The sequence below is a fragment of the Vibrio chagasii genome (assembly GCF_024347355.1).
Classification (GTDB): Bacteria; Pseudomonadota; Gammaproteobacteria; order Enterobacterales; family Vibrionaceae; genus Vibrio; species Vibrio chagasii.
The window spans coordinates 1721281-1743868 of sequence record NZ_AP025465.1; the positions used below are offsets into that span (position 1 = coordinate 1721281).

Consider the following 22588-nt stretch of genomic DNA (forward strand, 5'->3'; position numbering starts at 1 on the left):
TAAACCATCGCAGAAGGGGCTTCGAGCGTTCGAACTTTAATGCAATCAATACACCTTAGGCCGTTTTATTAATTAAACACGACCTTGCAACGGAATGATCGTCACTGTTTCACCAACTTTCACGGTATCAACCGATGGTGAAATTTCAATTAAGCAGTTTGCTTCACTCATTGAGCGCAGAATGCCTGAACCTTGTTTACCCGTTGTCTTAACTTCAAGTACGCCAGATTCGTTCATAGTGAACACACCACGGCTAAATTCAGTACGGCCTTGGCGAGAACGTAATTGCTCGGTAGCTACCGCATTCGCTTTTACTGGTGTCCAGTTTGTTTGACCTTGCAGCTTGCGAATCGCTGGCTCAACAAAGTTGATGAACGACACCATTACTGCGACTGGGTTACCTGGTAAACCGAAGAATGGTTTATCTTCAATTTTACCGTAAGCAAGAGGACGCCCCGGACGCATGTTGATGCGCCAGAAGTTAATCTCACCCAGTTTATCTAGCGCGAGTTTGATGTAGTCAGCATCACCAACAGATACACCGCCAGACGTTAATACCATGTCAGTCTCTAACGACGCAGCATGAAGGACATCCATCATCTTCTGTTCGTTATCTTCAATAATTCCGTAATCAACGATGTCACAGCCCAGTTTTTGAAGCATACCAATAATAGTAAAACGGTTTGAATCGTAGATAGAATTTGGTTTCTGCTCACTACCTGGTGCTTGAACTTCATCACCTGTCGAGAATACACCAACCTTCACTTTACGTAGAACAGGGCAGGTACCGAAACCCAGTGATGCCATCATGCCCATTTCTGGCGCTTCGATTCTCGTGCCACGAGTAAAGACAGGTTGGCCGATTTCAAGGTCTTCACCCGCCATACGGACATTTTGTCCTACCGAGATTTTCGCGTCTGGGAAACTAACTGTGTCACCTTCTTGAACGGCTTGCTCTCGCATCACAACCACATCAACACCTTCCGGCATTGGTGCACCAGTCATGATCTTAACCGCTTCACCTTGTTGAACTGTCTTGTCGTAGCTGTGTCCTGCCATAACTTCAGCAACAACGTGGTAGCTATCCAGATCCAAATCTTCACTACGAATGGCGTAACCGTCCATTGCAGAGTTCGTGTTCTGAGGTACATTGATTGGTGAAATAACATCTTCCGCCAATACGCAACCATACCCTTGTTCTAAGGCAACAGATTCCGTCAGCTCTAATGCATCAATACTATCAACAATCTTTTGCTGACCTTGAGTCACGGTAAGGCCTGCAGGAGAGAAAGAATCACAACACACAACTGGCGTGTTGTCTTTTGAAGATGCACACGAAGCGACTTTATTTGTTTTCGAAGCTGGGTCGAACGACTGAGTATAGTCGATGATGAAATCACGAATCGCTTCTAAGTCGCTGATCGCCATTTGTGGCAGGTTAGATTCGACTTTGCTGTCGGCTGCGATAGCAATGATGTTGTCATCATTTGGATAAAGCCAAGGTTTACCAACTTCATCACGGTGAAGCTCGATTTTAGGAAAAGCGATGTTCTTGCAGCCTTCAACCAAAATCAAATCCAACGTGTTGGTATCAAAACGGGTAAGCAGATAATCAAAGTCAGCTTCGGCTTCTGGCGTTTCTGTCATCATTACATGACGGTTACGAGAGCTGATCAACATTTGGTTTGCACCAGCTTTACGTAAGCGATAGCTGTCTTTGCCCGGCTTATCGACATCAAAATCGTGATGAGCATGTTTAAGAACGCCAACTTTCAAACCTGCGTCGGTTAACAAAGGTAACAGGGCTTCAAGTACCGTTGTTTTACCTGTGCCGCTGTAGGCAGCAAAACCTAATAACGGCAGGTTAGGGCGTTGTTTTGAATCTTTCATTATTGAAGCGTTCCGAATTGGGTGAGTTCTTCTGGCGTATTAAGGTTTACAAAGCAATTTGGTGCATCGCTGAAGTCGACGTACTCAGTGACGCACTCTTTATAGAGCAAGATAATCTTGCGATCGCCACGCTCTAAAAAGGCTTCTAGCTTTGGAAGAACACGCTTGTGGAATAGGGTAAACACCGGTTGTTTGAATTCGCCATCGTGAGCCACAAGAATGTCACTGTCTTCTTTTACCGCCGCACAAAAGCGCTCTACAAGATCATCACTGATTTGTGGACTATCACATGGGACAAAACCGACCCAATCAGTGGTCGCGTTTTTAAGGCCAGCATGAATACCGCCCAATGGCCCCGGATAATCAGGGAACGAATCGGAAACAACCGGAGCGAATGCTTGGTAACTGTCGAGGTTACGGTTGGCATTGATGGTGATGCTGACATCTTGTTGTGACAGCTTGTCTATAACGTATTGAATAAGCGGGGAACCGTTGAGCTCAACGAGTCCTTTATCTTTTCCGCCCATACGGCTGGCTTGTCCGCCAGCCAAAATAACCCAACTAGTTTGCGTTGGAAGCAGCATAAATATTCTCTTGTGCTTTGTTCTTTTTAATTACTTGCAGAAGCGGTGACTCAGCTAGCGTGTTATCTTTGATCCACCATTGCTTCTTGCACAAATCGGTTAACGCGTTGGTTTGGTGACTGGTAATGACTAAACTCGCGCCTCTCTGAAGAAGATCTTCGGCCATAATCACCAATCTTTCAATAGATTCTTTGTCTAAAGAAGCACTTGGCTCGTCCATCAGCAAAATTGATGGCTTGAGAATCCAAGCTCGTGCCATTGCTACGCGTTGACGTTCACCACCAGACAACACAGAAATGTGTTCATCTGCTAGGGTTTCTAAACCTACCATCCTCAACGCATTAATTATTTGAGCTCGCTTATCTTTTTGGCTCTCTTTACTAAAGCGAATCCCATAAGCGACATTTTGGTACACAGAACCATCAAATAGGTAAGGTGTTTGATGCAGATAGATGATGTCTTTAAATTTTAGTCTAGGGAACAGGTTATGTTGCCAACTTTGTGTCGGTGACTGAATACGGCCAGAAGTCGGCTTAATCAATCCAGACAGAATTTTTAATAGAGTGGTTTTTCCTACACCGTTATCGCCCTTAAGATAAATCGCATCGTTCGGACCGATCGACAATTCAGGGATGTGGAACAAAACACGCTCTTTGTAGCGCATTGAAATTTGCTGCGTTGTTATTTTTATACTCATGACAGCGTTCCTAAGTTCTTAAATAGCCTTTTCCTCTCACACTAGAAAGGAAAAAGTTAAGGGCTAATGCCAATGCCAATAAAACCATGCCTAACGCCACACCTTGAGCGAAAGCACCTTTGTGACTTTCCATTGCAATAGCGGTAGGGATGTTTCTTGTCATTCCCATAATGTTTCCGCCAACCATCATTGAACAACCCACTTCAGTGACGATGCGAGAAAACGCAGCAATGACTGCCGCCAGTAGAGGAAAACGAGTTTCCCAAATCAAGGTGCAGGCAACGCGAGTGGTTGAAACTCCCAGAGTGCGTGCCGTTTCCACTGCTCGGCGATCACTGGCTTGCAGCGCACCGTGCATCATGGCAACTAGAATAGGAAAGCAGATCAGCATCTGACCTAGAATCATAGCCTTTTGAGTGAACAGCAATTGCCAGTCCCCCAATGGGCCAGAACGAGAGAGCATCATGTACATCAATAAGCCAATAACCACGGTTGGTATTGCTTGCAATGTGTTGATTACAGAAAGTAACGCCCATTTCCCAGGGAATTCCGTGTAGGCCAATAAGAAAGCCATGATGATAGAGGGAACAATTACCAGTGAGATGGCGGACAAAGATACGCTGAAGGACACCGCGACAATTTGCCACAGGTCGTGGTCAAAATTCACCAGTAAATTCAATGCATCTAGCGTTGTTTGCCATAAGGTCATGAAGTATCTCGTGTGAATCGATAATAGGTTTTTATCGGTAATGACTGATGTTAATCATAGCTGACACAATATTAATGAGCCTTATTGGCCAGCTATTATTTCTTTACGTGTTTGGTTTGCAGACTCGTTAAGCGTAGTGCTATTTGGCAAAGAGTGAACCTTTAACCCCATTTAGCACAACGTAGCGAGCGAAAAACTACTCAGCACTCGCAACAAACAGTTGCTTGCCGTGCAGCTTAAAGTCGTTAATCAGTTTTTGACCTTTAGGGTTAACCAACCAATCGCTGAACGTTTTTGCTGCTTGGTAGTGAATGCTTGGGTAACGCTCTGGGTTAACTAGAATCACTTGGTAAGGGTTGAATAGGTTTTCGTCACCTTGGAAAAGAATTTTTAGATCCAATTTGTTTTGGTAAGCCAGCCAAGTGCCACGGTCAGTCATTGTGTAACCTTGCATCTCTGACGCCATGTTTAGAGTAGGGCCCATGCCTTGACCAACGCTGCGGTAGCCGCCAAAGTTTGGCTCCATCTTAGTTTGAGCCCAGATACCCATCTCTTTCTTATGTGTACCTGAATCATCACCACGAGACACAAACGTTACATTGTTTGTCGCAATCGCTTTAAATACATCCGCCACTGCTTTTTGAGATTCAACTTTCGCTGGGTCGCTTTCAGGGCCAACGATCACAAAGTCGTTGTACATCAATTTACGAGGTAAAACGCCGTAGCCTTTCTCAACAAAGTTAGCTTCTGCTTTTGGTGCGTGTGTCATCACCAAATCCACATCACCGTTTTCACCCATGCGAAGTGATTTACCAGTACCCGCTGCTAAAACATCGACTTTGATACCCGAATCTTTTTCGAATTCAGGCAGTAGATAATCCAGTAAGCCAGAATGATAAGTGCTTGTCGTTGTCGCAAGCTTGATATGAGTGGTGTCTTCTGCGCTGCTAGCCGAGTAACTGACGATAGATAGAGCTGCAATAGTTAGGGGAATTGCTTTCATTATTATTATGTCCATTTTGTTAGAAATGAATGACATGTCTTCAGTTTTAAAGGGCTCAAAGAAGGACATGTGCATAAGATGCTAATTATAGTAATTAGAAATCCTCTCCCTATAAGCAATCTTAATGCCAACAATAATGCATCAAGTCTCATTAAATTGTTGTTATTTCGGACAAAACTGCGTCATTTCGCTAGATAAAATGAACCAAAACATGAGCTAGGACAAAATGTCGCACATTGTCCCTGTTGAACAAAAGGTTAATTGGTACACTCTGTCCCAACTTTCCCTTTCGGCTGATCATTATGTCTTTACCTAGTTCAAACGCCTCTAACCTCAATCCAAACACCTTGACTCAATATCAGGCGTTTTCGGTCCTGGTGGTCGATGATGAAATTGGCATGCAGGCAATTTTAAAGAAAGCACTAGGTCAGTACTTTGGCAAGGTGTCGAGTGCAGGCTCAGTAGAAGAAGCAGAAACGCTACGTTGCAATGAACACTTCGACCTGATCGTTCTCGATATTAATCTTCCTGGTCGCTCTGGTATTGAGTGGGAAGAAGCCTTCAATGATAGCGACCGAAAAGCAGATGTTATCTTTATGACTGGCTATGCCGATCTGGAGATGACCATATCAGCACTCAAGCTCGGTGCTTCAGATTTCATTTTAAAGCCATTCAACTTAGAACAGATGATTCAAGCTGTACTTCGTTGTATGGATAAGCGCCTTGACCAAAGAATGCAGTACGCGTTGAAGCGTGATGTCAGCCGCCACATCAAAACCGAGATTATTGGTAGCTCAGATAAGACCAAACAACTTAAGCTTCTTATTAGCCAATTTGCTCCGTCAAGAGCGTCCTTGTTAGTAGAAGGTGAGTCTGGTACCGGTAAAGAATTGGTTGCACGTGGTGTTCATGAAGCCAGTAAACGAACTGGGCCATTTGTCCCAATCAACTGTGGTGCGATTGCTCCAGAACTTCTTGAAAGTGAATTATTTGGCCACACCTCCGGTGCCTTTACTGGTGCGAAGAAGAGTAGAGAAGGTTTATTCAGAGTGGCTAATGGCGGTACGCTATTCCTTGATGAAATTGGCGAAATGCCACTGCCTATGCAAGCTGCACTGCTGCGAGTGCTCGAGCAACGTACCATTCGCCCCGTCGGTAGCGAGAAAGAGATATCCGTAGACGTTCGTGTTGTCGCGGCAACCAACAGGAATCTTCAGGAAGAGGTCGAGAAAGGGCACTTCCGCCGCGACCTATTTTACCGACTCAATGTACTTAAGATTGATGTGACTCCGTTACGCGAACGACCATCCGATCTGATTGAGCTTGTTCCATATTTTACGCGCCTTTTATCGAGTGAATTAGGTATGCCGATACCTAATTGGGCACATGAAGATATCTTAGCGATGAATGAATACGAATGGCCGGGCAATATTCGCGAGCTTAAAAACCTCGTGGAGCGCTGCATTCTGTTAGACAAACCACCAGCTCACTATTGGCGAGAGATAAATGGCGACCCGGCACCTGCGAGCATTTCAGTGACGGTGTCACATGGTGCTGAAGTGCCGAACTTGAATACAACGGACGCTGCTGAAGGCTATCCAAACACTTGGACACTTAAAGAAGTGGAGAAAGCACATATCGAACAGCTTGTGAGTTTTCACGATGGTAATAAGTCTGCAGCGGCAAGAGACCTTGGCGTTGCTCGTAAAACCTTAGAACGCAAATACAAAGACTGGAACACAGAAGGCTCAGAATATGCCGATTAGACGTCAGTGGTGGGCAAAGTGGGCGTTCCGCTTCAAAACCATGGTGCGCTACCGTTTACTGTTTCTCACGTCAGCACCGATCTTTCTTACACTGTGCGCGCTCGTTGCGATCACCTTTTATTGGTCTGTTCACTATACGTGGCAAGGCGCTTTGATCGATGTTGATGAACGTCTCGACGTCGCAGACAACAGTATTCATCTGATTCAAAACCAACAAGCTTATAACGTGCGCGCATTTGCTGAGTCTTACAACTTTCGAATGAAGCTTGCGAACGACGTGCCTCAAGATGAACTCATTCGTTGGGTCTCAGAGAATAAGTCACGATACGAGCTCGATTTTTTACGCTGGCGCAGCGTAGAAAGCATGGAAAAGAAGCTTGAATATCTGAATCTCACACATAAATCATCGTTTTTCAGTGTGTTAGACAGTAGTGAACTCGATTACTTAGATCGTGATCTTGCAAAAAAGGCAGATGTTCCGATGCTTAATGGTCATGATGTTGAAACACGTGGCTTGGTTAGCCGTACTATCGTATCTATTAAAGATAAACATGATCATGTGATCGGCTTTCTTGATGGCGGGATCTTGTTGAATAACAGCACTCAGTTGGTCGATCAAATCAGCAACCTGATCTATCCGCAGAGAGAGGGCTTCAACCGCCATGTAGGAACCGTCACCGTATTTCTTGACGACCTTCGTGTGAGCACTAACGTGCCATTAAGCAGTGAAGACAGTGCAGGGCGTGCAATTGGTACGCGAGTTTCTCACGAGGTTCACTCTAAAGTCTTAAACGAGGGCAAAGAGTGGCTCGACAGAGCATATGTATACGATGCATGGTACATAACAGCTTATCAACCAATTCACGACCAGTTTGGCAACGTGATCGGCATGCTATATACCGGTTACCTAATCTGGCCGCTCATTGAAACCTACCTGACTAACCTTGGCGAAATCAGCATTACTATCGTTCTGTTGTTGATGGTTTCAGGTTTGATCGTTCACAGAGGTGCGCGCGACCTTTTCAACCCTATCGAACGCATTCATAAAGTGGTGAAGCTAGTACAGATGGGGCAAGACAAGCGAATTGGTACGTTAGGACTGGATGATCAACATGAGCTTACCTTACTTGCTAAACAATTCGACAAGATGTTGGATCTACTGCATGAGCGCAATCAAGAGATTCAACAAGCGGCGTTAGAACTCGAGTGTAAAGTCCATTCTCGCACCGCTAGTTTGAAAGAGAAAACCGAAGAACTCGAGCTGCATATCAAGCTGCTAAACCAAGCCAGAGATAAGCTGGTGGTCAATGAGAAACTGGCAGCGCTCGGTGAGCTAACCGCAGGTATTGCTCACGAGATCAACAATCCAACAGCGGTAATCCTTGGCAACGTTGAGTTGATGAAATTTGAACTAGGGGATGACGTAAGCCGTGTCGAAGAAGAAGTCCATGCCATCATGGAGCAAATCGACCGAATTCGAAATATTACGCGAAGCTTGCTGCAATACAGCCGACACGGTGGCGTGCAGGATGAGATCACGTGGCAACACATCAACCCGATCGTCGATGAAAGTATCACGCTCGTGAAAACTGGGGCGAAAAAGCGCGGCATGGTTTACGTTTCGAACTTAAACGCTAAAACATCGGTTGAAGTAAATCGAAACCAACTGCTGCAGATTCTGGTCAACCTACAAATGAATGCGATTCATGCGATGGACGGGCAGGGAACATTAACGATTTCGAGTGAAGATTGGGTTGAGAACGGCGTATCTCATGGTGCTATCGTACATGTTGAAGACGAAGGTTGTGGCATCAAAGAAGAGCAGTTAAAACGAATCTTCTCACCATTCTATACAACGAAACGAGACGGTACTGGCTTAGGCTTATCCGTATCTCAAAGTATCTTAAGTCAAATTGGTGGCGAGATACGCGTAGAATCAGAAGTGGGTAAAGGAAGCCGCTTTAGTATCTACCTTCAGCAAAAAGCGACACCACAGTTATTGGTGTCTAACCTCTAAACCTGCTACGGCTATCGTTCGATGGTTGTCCTAGCTCGCTTGGGCTGTTGTTTTTACATTCAGCCCAAGCACGAAAATCCCGCACTACTAAATTATCACCAATCAAACCTCAACCTCTGCCTGTTTGACCTATACCTCTTTTTGGTTATGTAACACAGTGTATATTTAGCGTTCTTGATGCATATCATCTGAACTGTACGAAATTTTGATAACTTGTCGAAAATCCATAATCAAAACAAATATTAAAGTCAGTCAGCTATGAAATTAAGTAACTTATCTATCAAGTCAAAACTCGCCTCAATTGTCGTTCTATCGGTTGTACTGCTAGTAATGGCATCTACATTTAACCTCATGCAGCAAAGAGCCAGCTCTATGGAAGAGCGGCAAGATAAGCTCAGTGCTCAAGTTGAAACCGCCGTAAGCTTAGCCGGCTATTACTACAGCCACCGTAGTGCGCTAGGTGAAGAAGTCGCAAAGGAGCGAGCGCTGCAAGCCATTAAGACGCTTCGTTATGACAACACCAATTACTTCTGGATTCTTAACCAGCAGCTCAACATTATTAGTCATCCGCTCAAACCAGAACTTAATGGTACTAACGCGGGTAATTTGAAAGACGGAGCAGGAAAGCACCATTGGCGTGAAATGGTGACGATTTCACGCTCTCCTCAAGAGAAAGGCTTTCTCGATTACCAGTGGATGAGCCCTCAAGGTGAGCTCAAAGATAAAATCTCTTACGTACAACTCTTCCCAGAATGGAACTGGATTATTGGCTCAGGAATACTGGTCGCTGATATTCAAGAGGCTTTCTACGCATTAGCACTTAAAGAAGGCATGGTCGCGGTTGTTTTATCAGGCTTACTGTTTGCGATGGGTTATGCGATTTCAAATAACATAATCGTCCCTCTTAACAAGCTTATCGACAACACGCATAAGATTGCCGATGGTGACCTTCGTGTTCGTATGAATATGACACGTAAAGATGAGTTGGGCGATATGAGCCACCAGATCGACACCATGCTCGACAAACTGCAAACAACGCTTCGTACAGCAAACGAGTCTGCAGATCTGTCGAGTAATATGGCAAGTCATATCGCTCAGGCCAGTGAAGAGGCAGCAACCAGTGTGAATTCGCAACATGCGCAGCTTGAACTGTTATCGACAGCAATGACAGAGATGAGCGCGACCATTTCAGATGTCGCGATGAATGCAGAAAACACCGCTGCGAGTACCAACAAAGTGGTCGATCACGCTAACCAAAATGATGAAAACATGAAGGTTACGGCAACGACGATATCTCAAGTATCTGAGAACATTTCAACTGCAAATAACTTGGTCAGAGATCTTCAATCTGGTGTTACAGAGATAAGCCAAGTGGTTGGGGTAATTCGCGATGTATCAGAACAAACCAATTTACTGGCACTCAACGCTGCGATTGAAGCAGCACGCGCAGGGGAACAAGGGCGCGGTTTTGCTGTAGTTGCTGATGAAGTTCGTAACCTAGCAAGTCGCACGCAGAACTCTACCAACGAAGTGCAATCGACCATTGAGAAGCTAACACAACAAGCTGAACGTACATTTAATGCTATGCAAAGTAGCAATGAGAAAGTGGACCACAGCGTGGTTGCATCTAACGAGACACGCCAGCAACTCGATGTAATTGTGAATGAGCTACACAACGCCAACGATATGGTTTCGCAAATTGCTGCAGCATCCGAGCAGCAGAGCACAGTAGCAACAGAGATGAGTGAGAGTGTCACTGGTATTCACTTGGCCGCTAACGAAGTACTACAGGCTTCACAATCGTTGGCTGAAGACAGTCAGAAGATGGCAAACACCACTGAACATCTCACTGAACAGTTGAAGTACTTTAAGGTTTAGTTCAATTAACCAAGCCGGAAAGACAACAGCGTTAAATAGGCGGAAACCATAAAAAACCACCTCCGATTCTTATTCAAGTGCGGAGGTGCTTTTGTTTCTATCAATCTAGCGATCAATCTAAAAATTAAGAGTGGGCAGCCACTGAGATTTTAGGTGGGTTGATGCTGTGTTTCTTAAACTCTTTCATGACACGAAGCGTAATATCTGTCTCGAATAGTTTCTCATAGGCTGTATCGACCACATAAGCCTTACAGGTTAACTGTATTGCTAGGTAGTTGTCAGTAATGGTCTGTTTCACCAATACCGTCACAGGCTTAGGTAGGTGGATGTAACGGCTTGATGAGGCCGCTTCCTGAATTAGATCACGGGCGAGGGTAATGTCCTCATCCATACCGACATAAAACGGGATCACCACCTGCATATCCAACGCCCCATAGTTACCACTGGTGGTCACTTCGTTTAGGAACTTGTTGTTTGGAATCGTAATGATGTCGTCGTTCAAAGTTCTCATACGTACTGAGCGTAAGCCGATAGTAATAATGTCACCATAGTTACCTTCGAACGTGACACGGTCACCTACTTGGAATGGTCTATCAATCATTACGGTGATACCCGCGATGAAAGAGGCCGCCAAGTCTTTAAGCGCAAAGCCGACCGACACCGCTAGGGTACCGCCAATCAGAGCCAAGATTTGGTCGTTGATGCGGAAACTCATCATGAACACGATAAGACCAGTGCTCACGTAAATGAAGAATTGCATGAACGATTGAAGCTTTTGCAGCAGCATTCGATATTGCACGAATTGGCTACCAAAGCTCGTCACCATTGAGTTAATGAACTTCAATAACAACCACATCGCTGCAATGACGATGATAGAGAAGAACACGCCACTCCAACGAACCAAACTCGCAATCTTAGAAATGTTTTCTACATTGGCTAACTCTTCTGTCGCGTAAGTCGGGAAACTTACCGCCGTCGCAAAGCCAACAAGTAATAGGACAAATAACTTCTTCATTTTACTTCACCAATAAATGTTGACGGTCGAGAACGTTAGTAATGTGACGGAACCAGTGGTCAGAGATTCTTGCCTTATCTTCATTCCAACCAATGTAACTACGGCTCTCAAAGTAGCGAAGAATACCAGTGATTTCGGCAATACTTAGCTGAGTACATTCTGATAGCACCTCGGTAGACGCAATTTCTAACTGAACGATAGAGCGAAGGACCGCCAGCATAGGTTTTGGCATGTTCTCTAGTTCTTGCGCTTCTGGAACATGGAACAGCCTTACTACCGCTTGGTCTGTCTCTTTGTTTCTGTTCAAAGAGAGACGGAAGAAGCGCAGTGCAACGGTCGGGTTACCATCTGAGTAGTGCCACAAGATACGATAGAAACCTTGGCGTGCGCGTTCTTCTTCGCTCATGTCATCTTGATCCCACTGCTTTGGTACCACTAAACCATCAAATGATAATGGCTTCTCAAGTTCAGTATTAATGCGGCTGCTTAGCAACTCACCAACTTGTTTCTCTGTCCAACGCGGAAGGAAGCAAACCAAATCAAATAACAGACGCTCGCCACGAGCTCGATCGACAAATCGCCAGCTAGACTTAGCAATCGACATCACGATTCTGTGGTTCTTCTTCGAACGACGCAGTAAGTTAGTCAATCGAATCAGATCTGAAAGACCACCAACCATTGGTTTAACTAGGCGTTGTGCATTATCAATTGCAATCAGATAAGTCGTTTCGCTCTTACGAAGATGTGCCAAGATTTGAATCTCAGTTGCGTCTTCTTCTAAGCCGATGCTTACTGCTAGATGACACAGTAATTCTTGGTAACCCGCGTAAGGGCAACTAACGTAAATTGGTTCTGCATTCGATACCTTATGCAGTAGGGTATACAGAAGTGTTGTTGCACCCACGCCACGTTCACCCGACACGATACAAATCGCTGGACTGTCAGACATAAGATAACGAGACAGTTGTTTTACTTCGTCGCCTGCATAGTCAATCAGCTCGCTGTCGATGGATCCAGGTAGAATGTATTCGTATGTCTGATCGCCTTTAATACGCACTAAGTTTTTCTGATTCTTATCAAGGTCAGACTGCTTAGCCACTTCAATCCTAAACAGGTAAGCCAGTGCTTGACTGAATACTGTGTAGTTCGAAAGCAGCGACATGATGCGATGCTGGAAGTGATAAACACTCAACCAAGCAATACCAAGCGCAGTCGCGATGATATTAAGTAAAAAGGTATCTTGGCGATTCACGGCCCAGTTAACCCACACTGGGCGATCAGAGATATGTTCTAGGCTATTGAATACCTTCGCTCTCCATAATCGAAGTACCGAGATGGTCACCAACACAAACCAAAAGAATAGAACGCTGTAAATCCAACTGTAGATGGTGCCTCTACCCAGCGTGATGCTAGAGATTTGCAGAATCACACCAGCAACAATGAAACTCCATACGTAACGGCGAATCGTTGAAAGGCGTAGCGCAATGACTTCTTTGTTTGAGGTACGTCCCATGCGGTATGCAAACTCAAGAATGAAGCTGATTGCGATAGAGCCACCTAAAATCCACCACGTGAAGATCTCAAGGAATATCAGATGTTGCAGGCTAGGGATACTTGATAGCACACGCAGAGACAGGGTGATAGCAATTAACCAAGCAATGGCTCTATCCGCACGGCTCACATACCAAATTAGACGAATCAGGAATGGAGGGTTTGGTTTCGCTTCAAGCAGGTTAACGCGAAACAGTTCGATCAACCTTTTACTGTTCGCTAACCACCACACCAGCGCAAAATAGATGAACAGCACTTTTAACGCTGCACCAATCACAGGAACCGGCGAAATAAAAATGTCTTTAATAAGCGCTTTGAAGCTGCGTATTTGGAAATACACCAAGTATTCGACGTTTAGCTTTGTCAGTTCCCACTCTTGCTTGAACTGGGTAACACCGTAAGGACCAAAACCGGTCAAGCGTTCTCTGTTACTTGTGGTGCTTTGCTCCAATAAGTGCTGCTTGCTCACATTCAAACTGTTCAACGTGACGTAGCTAGACTCTACATCGAACCACTGTTTTGGCTCGCTGTTTTCTCGATAAGCCTTGAGTCGTTTATCGAACGTTGCGATTTGCTGATTCTGAACACGCAGCACTTCAGCGAGCAACAGATTTACCTTGCGCTTATCTGACGCCTCCATAAAAAGAGGGTCGGGAAGCTCATCGATACGATTAGTCAGATCTTGGGCAATGTCAGAGACCTGAGGTTGTGATTGTAAGTCATATTCCAAGTTGGCATGACTCGGCCATGAGAGCATTGCTAATATGAGGAATAAGAAGCGCGGTAATGAACGCATAAAAGTCTCTTAGAATTATGAGGTTAGGATTACTATAGTTAGATAATCGAGCTTTGTGAAATCTCATGCATTAATGAGGGCGAGTACTTTATCCCCGAATCTTGGTGTTTTGTCATGAAACTGTCAGGCGTTAGACTAGTATTTGTGCATTAGAGGGTGTTGTGAATAGCTATATATAAAGAAGCTTTGGTTGTAACGGGTTGTTATGCGATATATTAAATTATTTATAAGAGATATGTCTTTATATAAGGCGGATTTTACTCAGTGGCTCAACACTTTATATGTTGCACAGTTTAGCTATTTATCGCTATATAAATAGAAATCAAAAATGTGAGTTATCTCAAACTATGATTTAGCTAGGTTATCGCTCACTTATTAGCGGGTAATTGCAATCAATACTTGCAGTTAAAGCCCTGAACAAGTAACGTTGCGGCGTTTTTCACATTAAAAAGGTAAAGGCATTGATCTCCACAGCAAATATCACCCAACAATTCGGCGCTAAGCCACTTTTCGAAAATATTTCAGTTAAGTTCGGCGAAGGTAACCGTTACGGTTTAATCGGCGCGAATGGCTGTGGTAAATCGACGTTCATGAAGATCCTATCTGGTGAACTAGAGCCGACTTCTGGCAATGTAAGCTACGATCCAAACGAGCGCGTAGCTAAGCTAAACCAAGACCAATTTGCTTACGAAGAATTCACGGTAATCGACACGGTTATCATGGGTCACAAAGAGCTATGGGCTATCAAACAAGAGCGTGACCGCATTTACTCTTTGCCAGAAATGAGCGAAGAAGACGGCATGAAGGTAGCTGATCTTGAAGTTCAGTTCGCTGAAATGGACGGTTACATGGCAGAAGCGAAAGCGGGTGAGCTTCTTCTTGCTGTTGGTATTGAAGAATCACAACACTTCGGTCTAATGAGCGAAGTAGCACCTGGTTGGAAACTTCGTGTGCTTCTAGCGCAAGTTCTGTTCGCAGACCCGCATATCATGCTTCTAGACGAACCAACGAACAACCTGGACATGGATACCATCAAGTGGTTGGAAGATACGCTAAACCAACGTAACTGCACAATGATCATCATTTCGCACGACCGTCACTTCCTAAACTCTGTATGTACACATATGGCTGACCTAGATTACGGTGAACTTCGCCTGTTCCCGGGTAACTACGATGAGTACATGACGGCAGCAACTCAAGCGCGTGAACGTCTACTGTCTGACAACGCTAAGAAGAAAGCACAAATTGCTGAACTTCAAACGTTCGTTTCTCGTTTCTCTGCTAACGCATCTAAAGCGAAGCAAGCAACGTCTCGTGCTAAGCAAATCGATAAGATTCAACTTGAAGAAGTGAAAGCTTCTAGCCGTCAAAACCCATTCATTCGTTTTGAACAGTCTAAAGAGCTATTCCGTAACGCACTTGTGGTTGAAAACCTATCTCAAGGCTTCGAAGAAGACCTATTCAACAAGTTCGATGCGATCTTCGAAGTAGGTGAGCGCGTTGCGATCATCGGTGAGAACGGTGTGGGTAAAACAACACTACTGAACACATTAGCTGGCGAACTTGAAGCTCGCACTGGTGGGTACAAGTGGTCTGAAAACTCAAACATCGGTTACTACGCTCAAGACCACGCACATGACTTCGAACAAGACATGAACTTGTTCGATTGGATGAGCCAATGGCGTCAAGAAGGTGAAGACGAGCAGGTGGTTCGTGGCTTCCTAGGTCGTATGCTATTTGGTCAAGACGACATTAAGAAATCAGTTAAGGTAATTTCTGGTGGTGAGCAAGGTCGTATGCTTCTTGGTAAGATCATGATGCACAAGCCAAACATCCTACTTATGGATGAACCAACTAACCACATGGATATGGAATCTATCGAAGCGCTTAACTTGGCTCTTGAGAACTACAAAGGCACATTGTTCTTCGTATCTCACGACCGTGTATTCGTAGACTCTCTAGCAACGCGTATCCTTGAAATCAAAGATGGCAAGATCAACGATTTCCGTGGTACTTACGCTGAGTTCCTAAAAGCACGTGGCTAATCTAGGCTAGTGCTTCGGACAACCGCTGTTTGTAGACATCGATAGTCTGCAGATAACAGAAAGTGTCCTTATAGAATTAAAACGCCCTTATCAGCATAAAGCGATAAGGGCGTTTTTTATTACCTACAGTGTATTCAGAGGTGGTGACAGCCCACAACAAAGTAGGCTACACATCAGTATTTAAACTGAGCCACAATCTTCTCTAGTTTCACACTCACGCTCGATACCTGTTCACTACAACGCACTGATCCTGATACTACGGTATATGTATTACTTGCTAGATGAGCGATGTCGCTAATGTTTCGGTCGATCTCCGCTGATACCATGGATTGTTCTTCTGATGCTGTCGCTATCTGACTGTTAAGGTCGAACATCTCTCCGACTTGAAAGTGGATACCTTCAATCGCATTGACCACATCTTTAGTCTGGAGCTTAACTTGTTCGGTTTGCTCCAAGCTTGCCGACATCTTAGCGACTGTCTTTGCAATGCCGGACGTTAAACCATGGATAGTCGATTCAATTTGATGGGTTGAGTCGTTAGTCATTAAAGAAAGCTCTCTCACTTCAGAGGCGACCACCGCAAAGCCTCGTCCATGATCGCCTGCACGTGCAGCTTCAATCGCCGCGTTAAGCGCGAGTAGGTTAGTTTGTTCAGCAATTCCCTGAATCGTCGTTACCACTTGATTGATTTCACGGCTCTGTTCTTCAAGCTGCACGATTAAATCTTGCGACTCTGCAATGTTCTCGACTAACACATTGATACTCGTATCTGTTAAGTGTGTTTCTTGTAATGCTTGATGGGCGTTATCTTTAATTTTCTCTGCATTAGTTGCGGCATTTTCTATATTGGCTGATACCTCGTTACTGGTCATCACCAGTTCGTTCACTGCCGTCGCGACGGACTCCGATTGTTGTTTCTGTTTCTCAGCATTACTCATGCTTTTGATCGCGGCTTCTTCAGAGCTACATGAACTCTCTGTCAACACTGTCATAACTCCCGACAACTCTTTAATGTTGCCGTGCAGCTTGTTGATGAAGGTATCAAACGAGTGAGCAAGTTGAGCGAGCTCGTCGTTACCTTTAGCGTTCATTCGCACCGTTAAATCACCATCGCCATTGGCAATCGACTCCATCATCACGTTAATCGCTTTGATACGACCCAAGATGTTGCGACCAATGAACACCAATAATAGAGAAAGCAGAGCAACAATGGCGGCGCCAAACAGATGCAACATATTTTGTGTGTGCCTAACTGCCACTGTAATCGCATGGCTTATCTCATTCTGCACTTCTTCAATGGCTTGTTCCGTTTTATGGACATTGCTACGTAAGGCGCCTCTAAGCCCCAACTCTGCAGACAAGCCTAGATTGCTGTTAGCAACCAACAGAGTTTCAACTGCAGCCTTATATTCGGAATAGGCTTGCTCAGTCGCAATCGAGGTTTGGGAGTAGGGTTCAAACTCAACAAGAGCATTGGTTAACGCCGCATTCGTTTCGCTATTAATATGTGCGAGGTAATGGAAGTCTTTTTCGATCAGCTCTAACAACGCAAGTTCCAGTGCCAAGCTTGATTCTGATTCGATTGCTGATTTCAGCGCTGTTCTTTTTCCATCAAGAGCGGCGACAAAGCCCAAAGGTGGGGTTGAACGTTCAATGTCGTTCACTTGATTGACGATCTGGTGGAACTGTTTCTGGTACTGATGAAGGGTATCGGAGATCTTGGTCATTTGCTCGGTCAGGTGAAGTTCGTGCGAGGTGAGAGTTTGGTTCAACGTCACCAATCTTTGATTCAATATGTCGGCGGTTTTATCGAAACGCTCTGCGTATTTTTGATTGTAGCGAGACAAGAAGTCTTTCTCATGTCGCCTAAGCGTTAATAAATCTACTGAGCTTCTGAGGTTTTCGGTCGCAGCGATCTCCAATGATTCCAATTTGTCTAAGCTAAGTTGCTCGTAGACGGCATAGATAAAAACACAAATAAACAGAGTGAGGTTGATTAAAATAAACTTACTGCGAATAGAAAGAGACAGCAGAGGATGCTGAGGTTCCGATGGATTACTCATGGTTAATTCCCTTTAAGCCAGTGACGTTGATATTCATCTTTAATTTGTATTAACAGATTCATTAAATTGACGAATATGTAACTAATAGCTTATTGGGGTGTTAAATCAAGATTTGTTTTAGGAAAAGCTAATTTAAGACATGATACGTGTAGGTTTAGATGGTTTGAAGCGTGAAACCTGTATCGGGAACGAATTGGGATAAAAACTGAAGAATATAAAAAAGGTGCAGCTGATACTGCACCCATAACAAATTAACTAAGCACGAGTTAACTTTACGTTTACTGCTCGCCTTTGACGTCAAAATCTATCTTGTCTGTACCTGTAAACACTTGGAAGCGCAAGCCTTTAGCACGAGCAATCGTTGTTATGCCGAACTTCTGAGCTAAATCTAAGCCCATTTGTGTAACGCCAGAGCGTGACAGTAGAACAGGGATTCCCATCTGCGCTACCTTAATCACCATTTCAGAGGTAAGACGACCTGTGGTGTAGAAGATCTTATCTCCGCCATCTTCTTTGTTGAGCCACATCTCACCCGCAAGGGTATCGACGGCATTGTGACGACCTACATCTTCCACAAACGACAACACTTGGTCATCTTTGCACACCGCACAGCCATGAACCGCACCCGCTTTCTTGTAGGTGTCGTTATAATGAGTCAGCGCTTCTAGAGCCGTATAGATTTCAGATTGCTTAATCTTGGTTTGAGGCACTTGGTAATCTTCCAATTGCTTCATCACGTTGCCATACATGGTACCTTGGCCACAGCCAGACGTTACGGTCTTCTTCTTCAGTGCTTGTTCAAGTTGGCTCGTATCTTCTTTGGTGATAACCGCTGCTGAGCTGGTTTCCCAGTCGATGATGATTGATTCAACGGCTTCTGGATCAGAAAGGAAGCTTTGGTTTTTCAAATAACCCAAGACTAATGCTTCTGGGCGTGAACCCAATGTCATTAGAGTTACGATCTCTTTCCAGTTCAACATAACGGTAAGAGGGCGCTCGCACGCAATTTGTTTCGTTAGCTTTTCGCCATATTCATCAAACACTTCAACTTCGATGGTCTGAAGTGGGTTTTCACTGGTTTTTATTATGTTTGGTTTTACCACAGTCACGTCCTACTTAATGAGATAGCGATTATAAGGGATAAGAAGTTAGGCAAGAGTCATCATACGACTCTTTAGAATACATGCGTTCTCTGTCACTTAGTCAGCCTTAGCTTTAACTCAAGCATTTAGCAATTCTCATTCCAAAATAACGGCTATCCGAGAAAACATGAAGCATTCGATTAAAATAGCGCAAAATATGAGAGTTCACCGAGACTAACTGTCTCAAACCAGCGCGATCGACTAACGTTATAAAGGTAACTTTACGACAAACGCACTAAAGACTGAGCAGGACTTAAAATGTATTGGCGTGTTTATTGCTTTGTAGAGGGTATATGATTATGCGAAGTACAAAATGTCCTACGTACGATCAGAATAAAGAAAATCAATTGGGTGCAGTATGTCTGAGATAAAAGAATTCCAAGAACACTATGAAAAAACAGAATCAGCTTGGCCAATAGGTGTCCAAAGAATAGAGAAAGAGATCAAAACTGGCATTTGGGTAACGACTCAATGGGAACTCATCGGTTTTGAATTATCACCTGAAAATGAAACCCCAGACGTATGTTTGCTCCAGTTACACAAAGACGAACGTACCGACTACCGCTTTAATCTAAGCTCTCAGCAACCTAAGCTATTCTTAGTTATGGATAATGTTGACTCCGGTAAACCTATTATTCAATTACTGACAGCGTCACAAACAGTCGCAGGCCAGTACATGGACGGAGATAACCAAGTATTGTCTTACGACATGCCTTTACCGGTACAAGCGTGGATGGAAGCCTTTATCGGTCGTCATGGCGAATTATTAGAAGCAAGACGCAAGAAGCGTAAAGGGGCAGGTCGTTCTAATGGCAACTAACTTTTTTAGCCGTTGGTCTCAACGAAAGCTCGATGAATCGACTGACAAAGCGCTCGAAGCTGAACAGCCTGTTGAAGAAACCTCGGTTACTTCTTCTGAGCCTGCTTCTCAAACACCCACCTCTGCTGAAGGACTTGCACCAAATGAACCAACCTCTATCGAGCCAACTAATGCTTTAGAAGAGTCTGCTGACACTAAAGAGTCGGCATCAGAGGCGACTGAAGAGCTGTCTATGGCTCAATTATTGGTATCAGAAGCATCAGAAAGCGTAAAAAAAGCCGCATTGCGTAAATTATTTCTCTCAGAAGAGTTTAACGTACGTGATGGCTTAGACGATTACGATGACGATTATAGTAATCTTAAGTCACTTTCTGAAGATGTCGCTGAAAGCTTACGTGATTGGGTAAAAGAGAAGGCAGAAGAAGAAACGTCAAGCGAAGAAGAGCAAGTCACTGAAAATAAAGAAGAAGTTTCAGTTAACAACGCTGAAGACACGGAATCAGATCTTGTTGAAAGTGACGAAATTACGGGACAACAAAAAGGACTGTGTAGAAACACAGTATCGAATAATTTCGACACCGATGTTATCGAAAATGACCCAAAAGAGGTGGGACAAAATATACCACACAAAGAATAGGTACATTTTGACTAAACACTCAATGAACCGCTTGCGACAAAATGTCCCAAGCGGTTTTTTTATTATCAAAATCGATTTAAATTTAATCTAATCCATTGAAAATATTGAATTATTAAATTGGCACGGCATTTGCTAAAACTAGTCCATTATCGACTTTTTTGTAGATAACTCGCGTAAACTTGACGAGTGAATGAATAGTTAACGAGACCATACGTTGTTAACTGAATACTCAGCAAGTTCTCCAACGCTAACTACAATGAAGATTGAACAGATTATCCATATCCAAAAATGGAACTGAGCAATGCTTAAACAATTATTAGAACAAGCAACTTCAAATAACGCAAAGGCGAGACTGTATGCGTTTGAGAATACCGTTGAGTTAACAAACCTAATTCCACCGACAGTAAGTTATGAAAGTGGTGGTAATACGCTAATTATTGGTCCAACTGCGATCATTGAAAGTGCTGCGGCTCAATTGCCTCAGTTAACAAGCCTGACACTACTTTCAACAGACGGTGCGAAAGCGAAAAATGCTGAGTCAGAGCTTTACTACGCAAATGCTGTTCAGGTTTCTGGATTCCTTGGTACGTTCGAAGTTCTAATCGAGAACAAAGGCCTAACCAATAACCTTGCGAAAGTAGCAATCAATCATGACTGTTTTGATGTGGTTTTGGATTTATGTCTGAATAGCTGCATGACAGAAGAAGTGCCAGTTCCTGGTTATTACCCGGTAGGGCGCGGTTATCCAAAGCTGGCTGAAGCGTTAGAAGAGATTCCTACGTTAATGGGCACGTTTGATAAGCCTAAGTTCTTCCGTTTGGATACAGACCTATGTGCACACAGTTCTCGTGGTGTTAAAAGTTGTGAGCGTTGTGTTGATGCTTGTCCTGCTGGCGCACTTTCAAGTGAAGGCTCTGATAAGACGGGTCACAAGATTGAGATCAACCCTTATCTATGCCAAGGCGTAGGTACTTGTGCAACGAGCTGTCCGACAGAAGCTATCTCTTACGCATTGCCTAATCCTGATGATACTCAAAAATTCATTGAACGTACGCTAGCTAACTACGAGCAAGCGGGCGGTTTGGACCCAATTGTGCTTATCTGTAGTTCACGTCATGAAACCTACAATGTGATGGCTCTTAAAGCGCTACCAGATAACGTGATTCCTATTGTTGTCGAAGAGTTGCCATCTATTGGTATCGATACTTGGTTTGCAGCATTGGTTAATGGTGCGACTCAAGTTCTGTTTGCAGCATCTCGCTTTATGCCAGAAACGATCATTCGTGTTCTGAATAACGAAGTAGGGATTGCTCAAGAACTACTAGACCAAATCGGTATTCCGAAAGAAACCATCGATATTCTGTACTTAGAATCTCTACGTGAAGGTCCTCCAACACTTTGTGTGGATTCGTTCGACCTTGCACTTGGCGATCTTCAAGGTAATAAGCGTCAACGTCTATTCACAGCACTTGATGCAATGTCTTCAGCTCGTATTCCTGTTGAGAATATTGTTGAGCTTCCGTCAAACGCTCCATACGGAAACGTTTCGTGTGATAGCAAAGATTGTACGTTGTGTATGAGTTGTGTGGCTGTATGTCCAACACGTGCACTTCATACCGACGGAGCTTCTCCATCTCTTAAGTTTGTAGAACAAGACTGTATTCAATGTGGCCTGTGTGAGAAGGCATGTCCTGAAAATGTTCTGACTCTTACGCCTCGTATGAACTGGGTGAAAGAAGAGCGTCAGAAAGCGGTTGTGATTCATGAAGAGAAAGCAGCTGAATGTGTACGTTGCCATAAACCATTTGCGCCTCAGTCTATGATTGACATGCTACAGAACAAGTTACGCGGTCACTCTCACTTTTCAGATGAAGCAGCGATTAATCGTATTGCTATGTGTGAAGACTGCCGTGTAGTGGATATGTTTGATTCAATGGCTCAAGACCCATTGAAACAATTGAAATACTAGGAGTTA

Annotated in this window: 16 protein-coding genes; 7 read left to right on the forward strand and 9 right to left on the reverse strand. The window is 44.1% G+C overall.

Features of this window, described 5'->3' with window-relative positions; translation table 11 throughout:
* Positions 1-72: 72 nt before the first annotated feature.
* The 5 genes from OCV52_RS08135 to OCV52_RS08155 form a co-directional block, all read right to left on the reverse strand.
* On the reverse strand, positions 73-1890 hold the full coding sequence (locus OCV52_RS08135) for a bifunctional molybdopterin-guanine dinucleotide biosynthesis adaptor protein MobB/molybdopterin molybdotransferase MoeA (RefSeq protein ID WP_137406430.1): 1818 nt from the start codon (positions 1888-1890) through the stop codon (positions 73-75).
* Positions 1890-2474, reverse strand: a complete 585-nt coding sequence (mobA, locus tag OCV52_RS08140; protein WP_017112061.1) for a molybdenum cofactor guanylyltransferase MobA — start codon at positions 2472-2474, stop codon at positions 1890-1892. Before mobA ends, OCV52_RS08135 begins: the two co-directional genes overlap by 1 nt.
* Positions 2452-3171 (reverse strand): energy-coupling factor ABC transporter ATP-binding protein, encoded by a 720-nt coding sequence (locus tag OCV52_RS08145; RefSeq protein WP_008217897.1) that lies wholly within the window; start codon positions 3169-3171, stop codon positions 2452-2454. Before OCV52_RS08145 ends, mobA begins: the two co-directional genes overlap by 23 nt.
* 10 nt (positions 3172-3181) lie before the next feature.
* Positions 3182-3880, reverse strand: coding sequence for an ABC transporter permease (locus OCV52_RS08150; protein WP_008217899.1), 699 nt, complete (start codon positions 3878-3880; stop codon positions 3182-3184).
* A 196-nt stretch (positions 3881-4076) separates the two neighbouring features.
* Positions 4077-4883 carry a substrate-binding domain-containing protein gene (locus tag OCV52_RS08155; RefSeq protein WP_061034058.1) on the reverse strand — a complete coding sequence of 269 codons (807 nt, stop codon included), beginning with the start codon at positions 4881-4883 and terminating at the stop codon, positions 4077-4079.
* A 302-nt stretch (positions 4884-5185) separates the two neighbouring features.
* Here OCV52_RS08155 and OCV52_RS08160 point away from each other — a divergent pair, with 302 nt between their 5' ends.
* From OCV52_RS08160 to OCV52_RS08170, 3 genes are all read left to right on the forward strand, one after another.
* Entirely contained in the window at positions 5186-6649 is a 1464-nt protein-coding gene (locus OCV52_RS08160) for a sigma-54-dependent transcriptional regulator (protein WP_137406431.1), read from the forward strand.
* Positions 6639-8666, forward strand: coding sequence for a sensor histidine kinase (locus OCV52_RS08165; RefSeq protein ID WP_137406432.1), 2028 nt, complete (start codon positions 6639-6641; stop codon positions 8664-8666). The genes OCV52_RS08160 and OCV52_RS08165 overlap by 11 nt, the downstream gene beginning before the upstream one ends.
* Before the next feature lie 258 nt (positions 8667-8924).
* Positions 8925-10544 (forward strand): methyl-accepting chemotaxis protein, encoded by a 1620-nt coding sequence (locus OCV52_RS08170; protein WP_137406433.1) that lies wholly within the window; start codon positions 8925-8927, stop codon positions 10542-10544.
* Positions 10545-10668: 124 nt separating this feature from the next.
* On the opposite strand, the gene OCV52_RS08175 is transcribed toward OCV52_RS08170, so the two are convergent.
* Positions 10669-11559, reverse strand: coding sequence for a mechanosensitive ion channel family protein (locus OCV52_RS08175; RefSeq protein WP_137406434.1), 891 nt, complete (start codon positions 11557-11559; stop codon positions 10669-10671).
* 1 nt (position 11560) lies between these two features.
* On the reverse strand, positions 11561-13906 hold the full coding sequence (locus OCV52_RS08180) for an ATP-binding protein (protein WP_137406435.1): 2346 nt from the start codon (positions 13904-13906) through the stop codon (positions 11561-11563).
* 461 nt (positions 13907-14367) lie between these two features.
* Between OCV52_RS08180 and OCV52_RS08185 the strand changes: the two genes are divergently transcribed.
* Positions 14368-15951 (forward strand): ABC-F family ATPase, encoded by a 1584-nt coding sequence (locus tag OCV52_RS08185; RefSeq protein WP_137406436.1) that lies wholly within the window; start codon positions 14368-14370, stop codon positions 15949-15951.
* Between the two features lie 173 nt (positions 15952-16124).
* Here the strand turns inward: OCV52_RS08185 and OCV52_RS08190 are convergent, their stop codons facing one another.
* Positions 16125-18014 (reverse strand): methyl-accepting chemotaxis protein, encoded by a 1890-nt coding sequence (locus OCV52_RS08190; RefSeq protein ID WP_137406437.1) that lies wholly within the window; start codon positions 18012-18014, stop codon positions 16125-16127.
* 278 nt (positions 18015-18292) lie between these two features.
* Entirely contained in the window at positions 18293-19117 is an 825-nt protein-coding gene (locus tag OCV52_RS08195) for a formate dehydrogenase accessory sulfurtransferase FdhD (RefSeq protein ID WP_137406438.1), read from the reverse strand.
* Between the two features lie 397 nt (positions 19118-19514).
* On the opposite strand from OCV52_RS08195, the gene OCV52_RS08200 reads away from it, so the two are divergent.
* From OCV52_RS08200 to OCV52_RS08210, 3 genes are all read left to right on the forward strand, one after another.
* A complete protein-coding gene (locus tag OCV52_RS08200; protein WP_102424329.1) occupies positions 19515-19976 on the forward strand; it encodes a DUF3305 domain-containing protein in 462 nt (153 codons plus the stop codon).
* On the forward strand, positions 19966-20613 hold the full coding sequence (locus OCV52_RS08205; protein WP_137406439.1) for a DUF3306 domain-containing protein: 648 nt from the start codon (positions 19966-19968) through the stop codon (positions 20611-20613). The genes OCV52_RS08200 and OCV52_RS08205 overlap by 11 nt, the downstream gene beginning before the upstream one ends.
* 301 nt (positions 20614-20914) lie before the next feature.
* Positions 20915-22582: a 4Fe-4S dicluster domain-containing protein gene (locus OCV52_RS08210; protein ID WP_137406440.1), complete on the forward strand. Its 1668-nt coding sequence runs from the start codon at positions 20915-20917 to the stop codon at positions 22580-22582.
* Positions 22583-22588: the final 6 nt, after the last annotated feature.

Excerpts from the sequence above, each read along its gene's own strand:
- mobA (WP_017112061.1), bottom strand. The coding sequence starts at position 2,474 with ATGCTGCTTCCAACGCAAACTAGTTGGGTTATTTTGGCTGGCGGACAA.
- OCV52_RS08155 (WP_061034058.1), bottom strand. The coding sequence starts at position 4,883 with ATGAAAGCAATTCCCCTAACTATTGCAGCTCTATCTATCGTCAGTTAC.
- OCV52_RS08135 (WP_137406430.1), bottom strand. The coding sequence starts at position 1,890 with ATGAAAGATTCAAAACAACGCCCTAACCTGCCGTTATTAGGTTTTGCT.
- OCV52_RS08170 (WP_137406433.1), top strand. The coding sequence starts at position 8,925 with ATGAAATTAAGTAACTTATCTATCAAGTCAAAACTCGCCTCAATTGTC.
- OCV52_RS08205 (WP_137406439.1), top strand. The coding sequence starts at position 19,966 with ATGGCAACTAACTTTTTTAGCCGTTGGTCTCAACGAAAGCTCGATGAA.
- OCV52_RS08165 (WP_137406432.1), top strand. The coding sequence starts at position 6,639 with ATGCCGATTAGACGTCAGTGGTGGGCAAAGTGGGCGTTCCGCTTCAAA.
- OCV52_RS08160 (WP_137406431.1), top strand. The coding sequence starts at position 5,186 with ATGTCTTTACCTAGTTCAAACGCCTCTAACCTCAATCCAAACACCTTG.
- OCV52_RS08180 (WP_137406435.1), bottom strand. The coding sequence starts at position 13,906 with ATGCGTTCATTACCGCGCTTCTTATTCCTCATATTAGCAATGCTCTCA.
- OCV52_RS08145 (WP_008217897.1), bottom strand. The coding sequence starts at position 3,171 with ATGAGTATAAAAATAACAACGCAGCAAATTTCAATGCGCTACAAAGAG.
- OCV52_RS08150 (WP_008217899.1), bottom strand. The coding sequence starts at position 3,880 with ATGACCTTATGGCAAACAACGCTAGATGCATTGAATTTACTGGTGAAT.
- OCV52_RS08175 (WP_137406434.1), bottom strand. The coding sequence starts at position 11,559 with ATGAAGAAGTTATTTGTCCTATTACTTGTTGGCTTTGCGACGGCGGTA.
- OCV52_RS08200 (WP_102424329.1), top strand. The coding sequence starts at position 19,515 with ATGTCTGAGATAAAAGAATTCCAAGAACACTATGAAAAAACAGAATCA.
- OCV52_RS08210 (WP_137406440.1), top strand. The coding sequence starts at position 20,915 with ATGCTTAAACAATTATTAGAACAAGCAACTTCAAATAACGCAAAGGCG.
- OCV52_RS08190 (WP_137406437.1), bottom strand. The coding sequence starts at position 18,014 with ATGAGTAATCCATCGGAACCTCAGCATCCTCTGCTGTCTCTTTCTATT.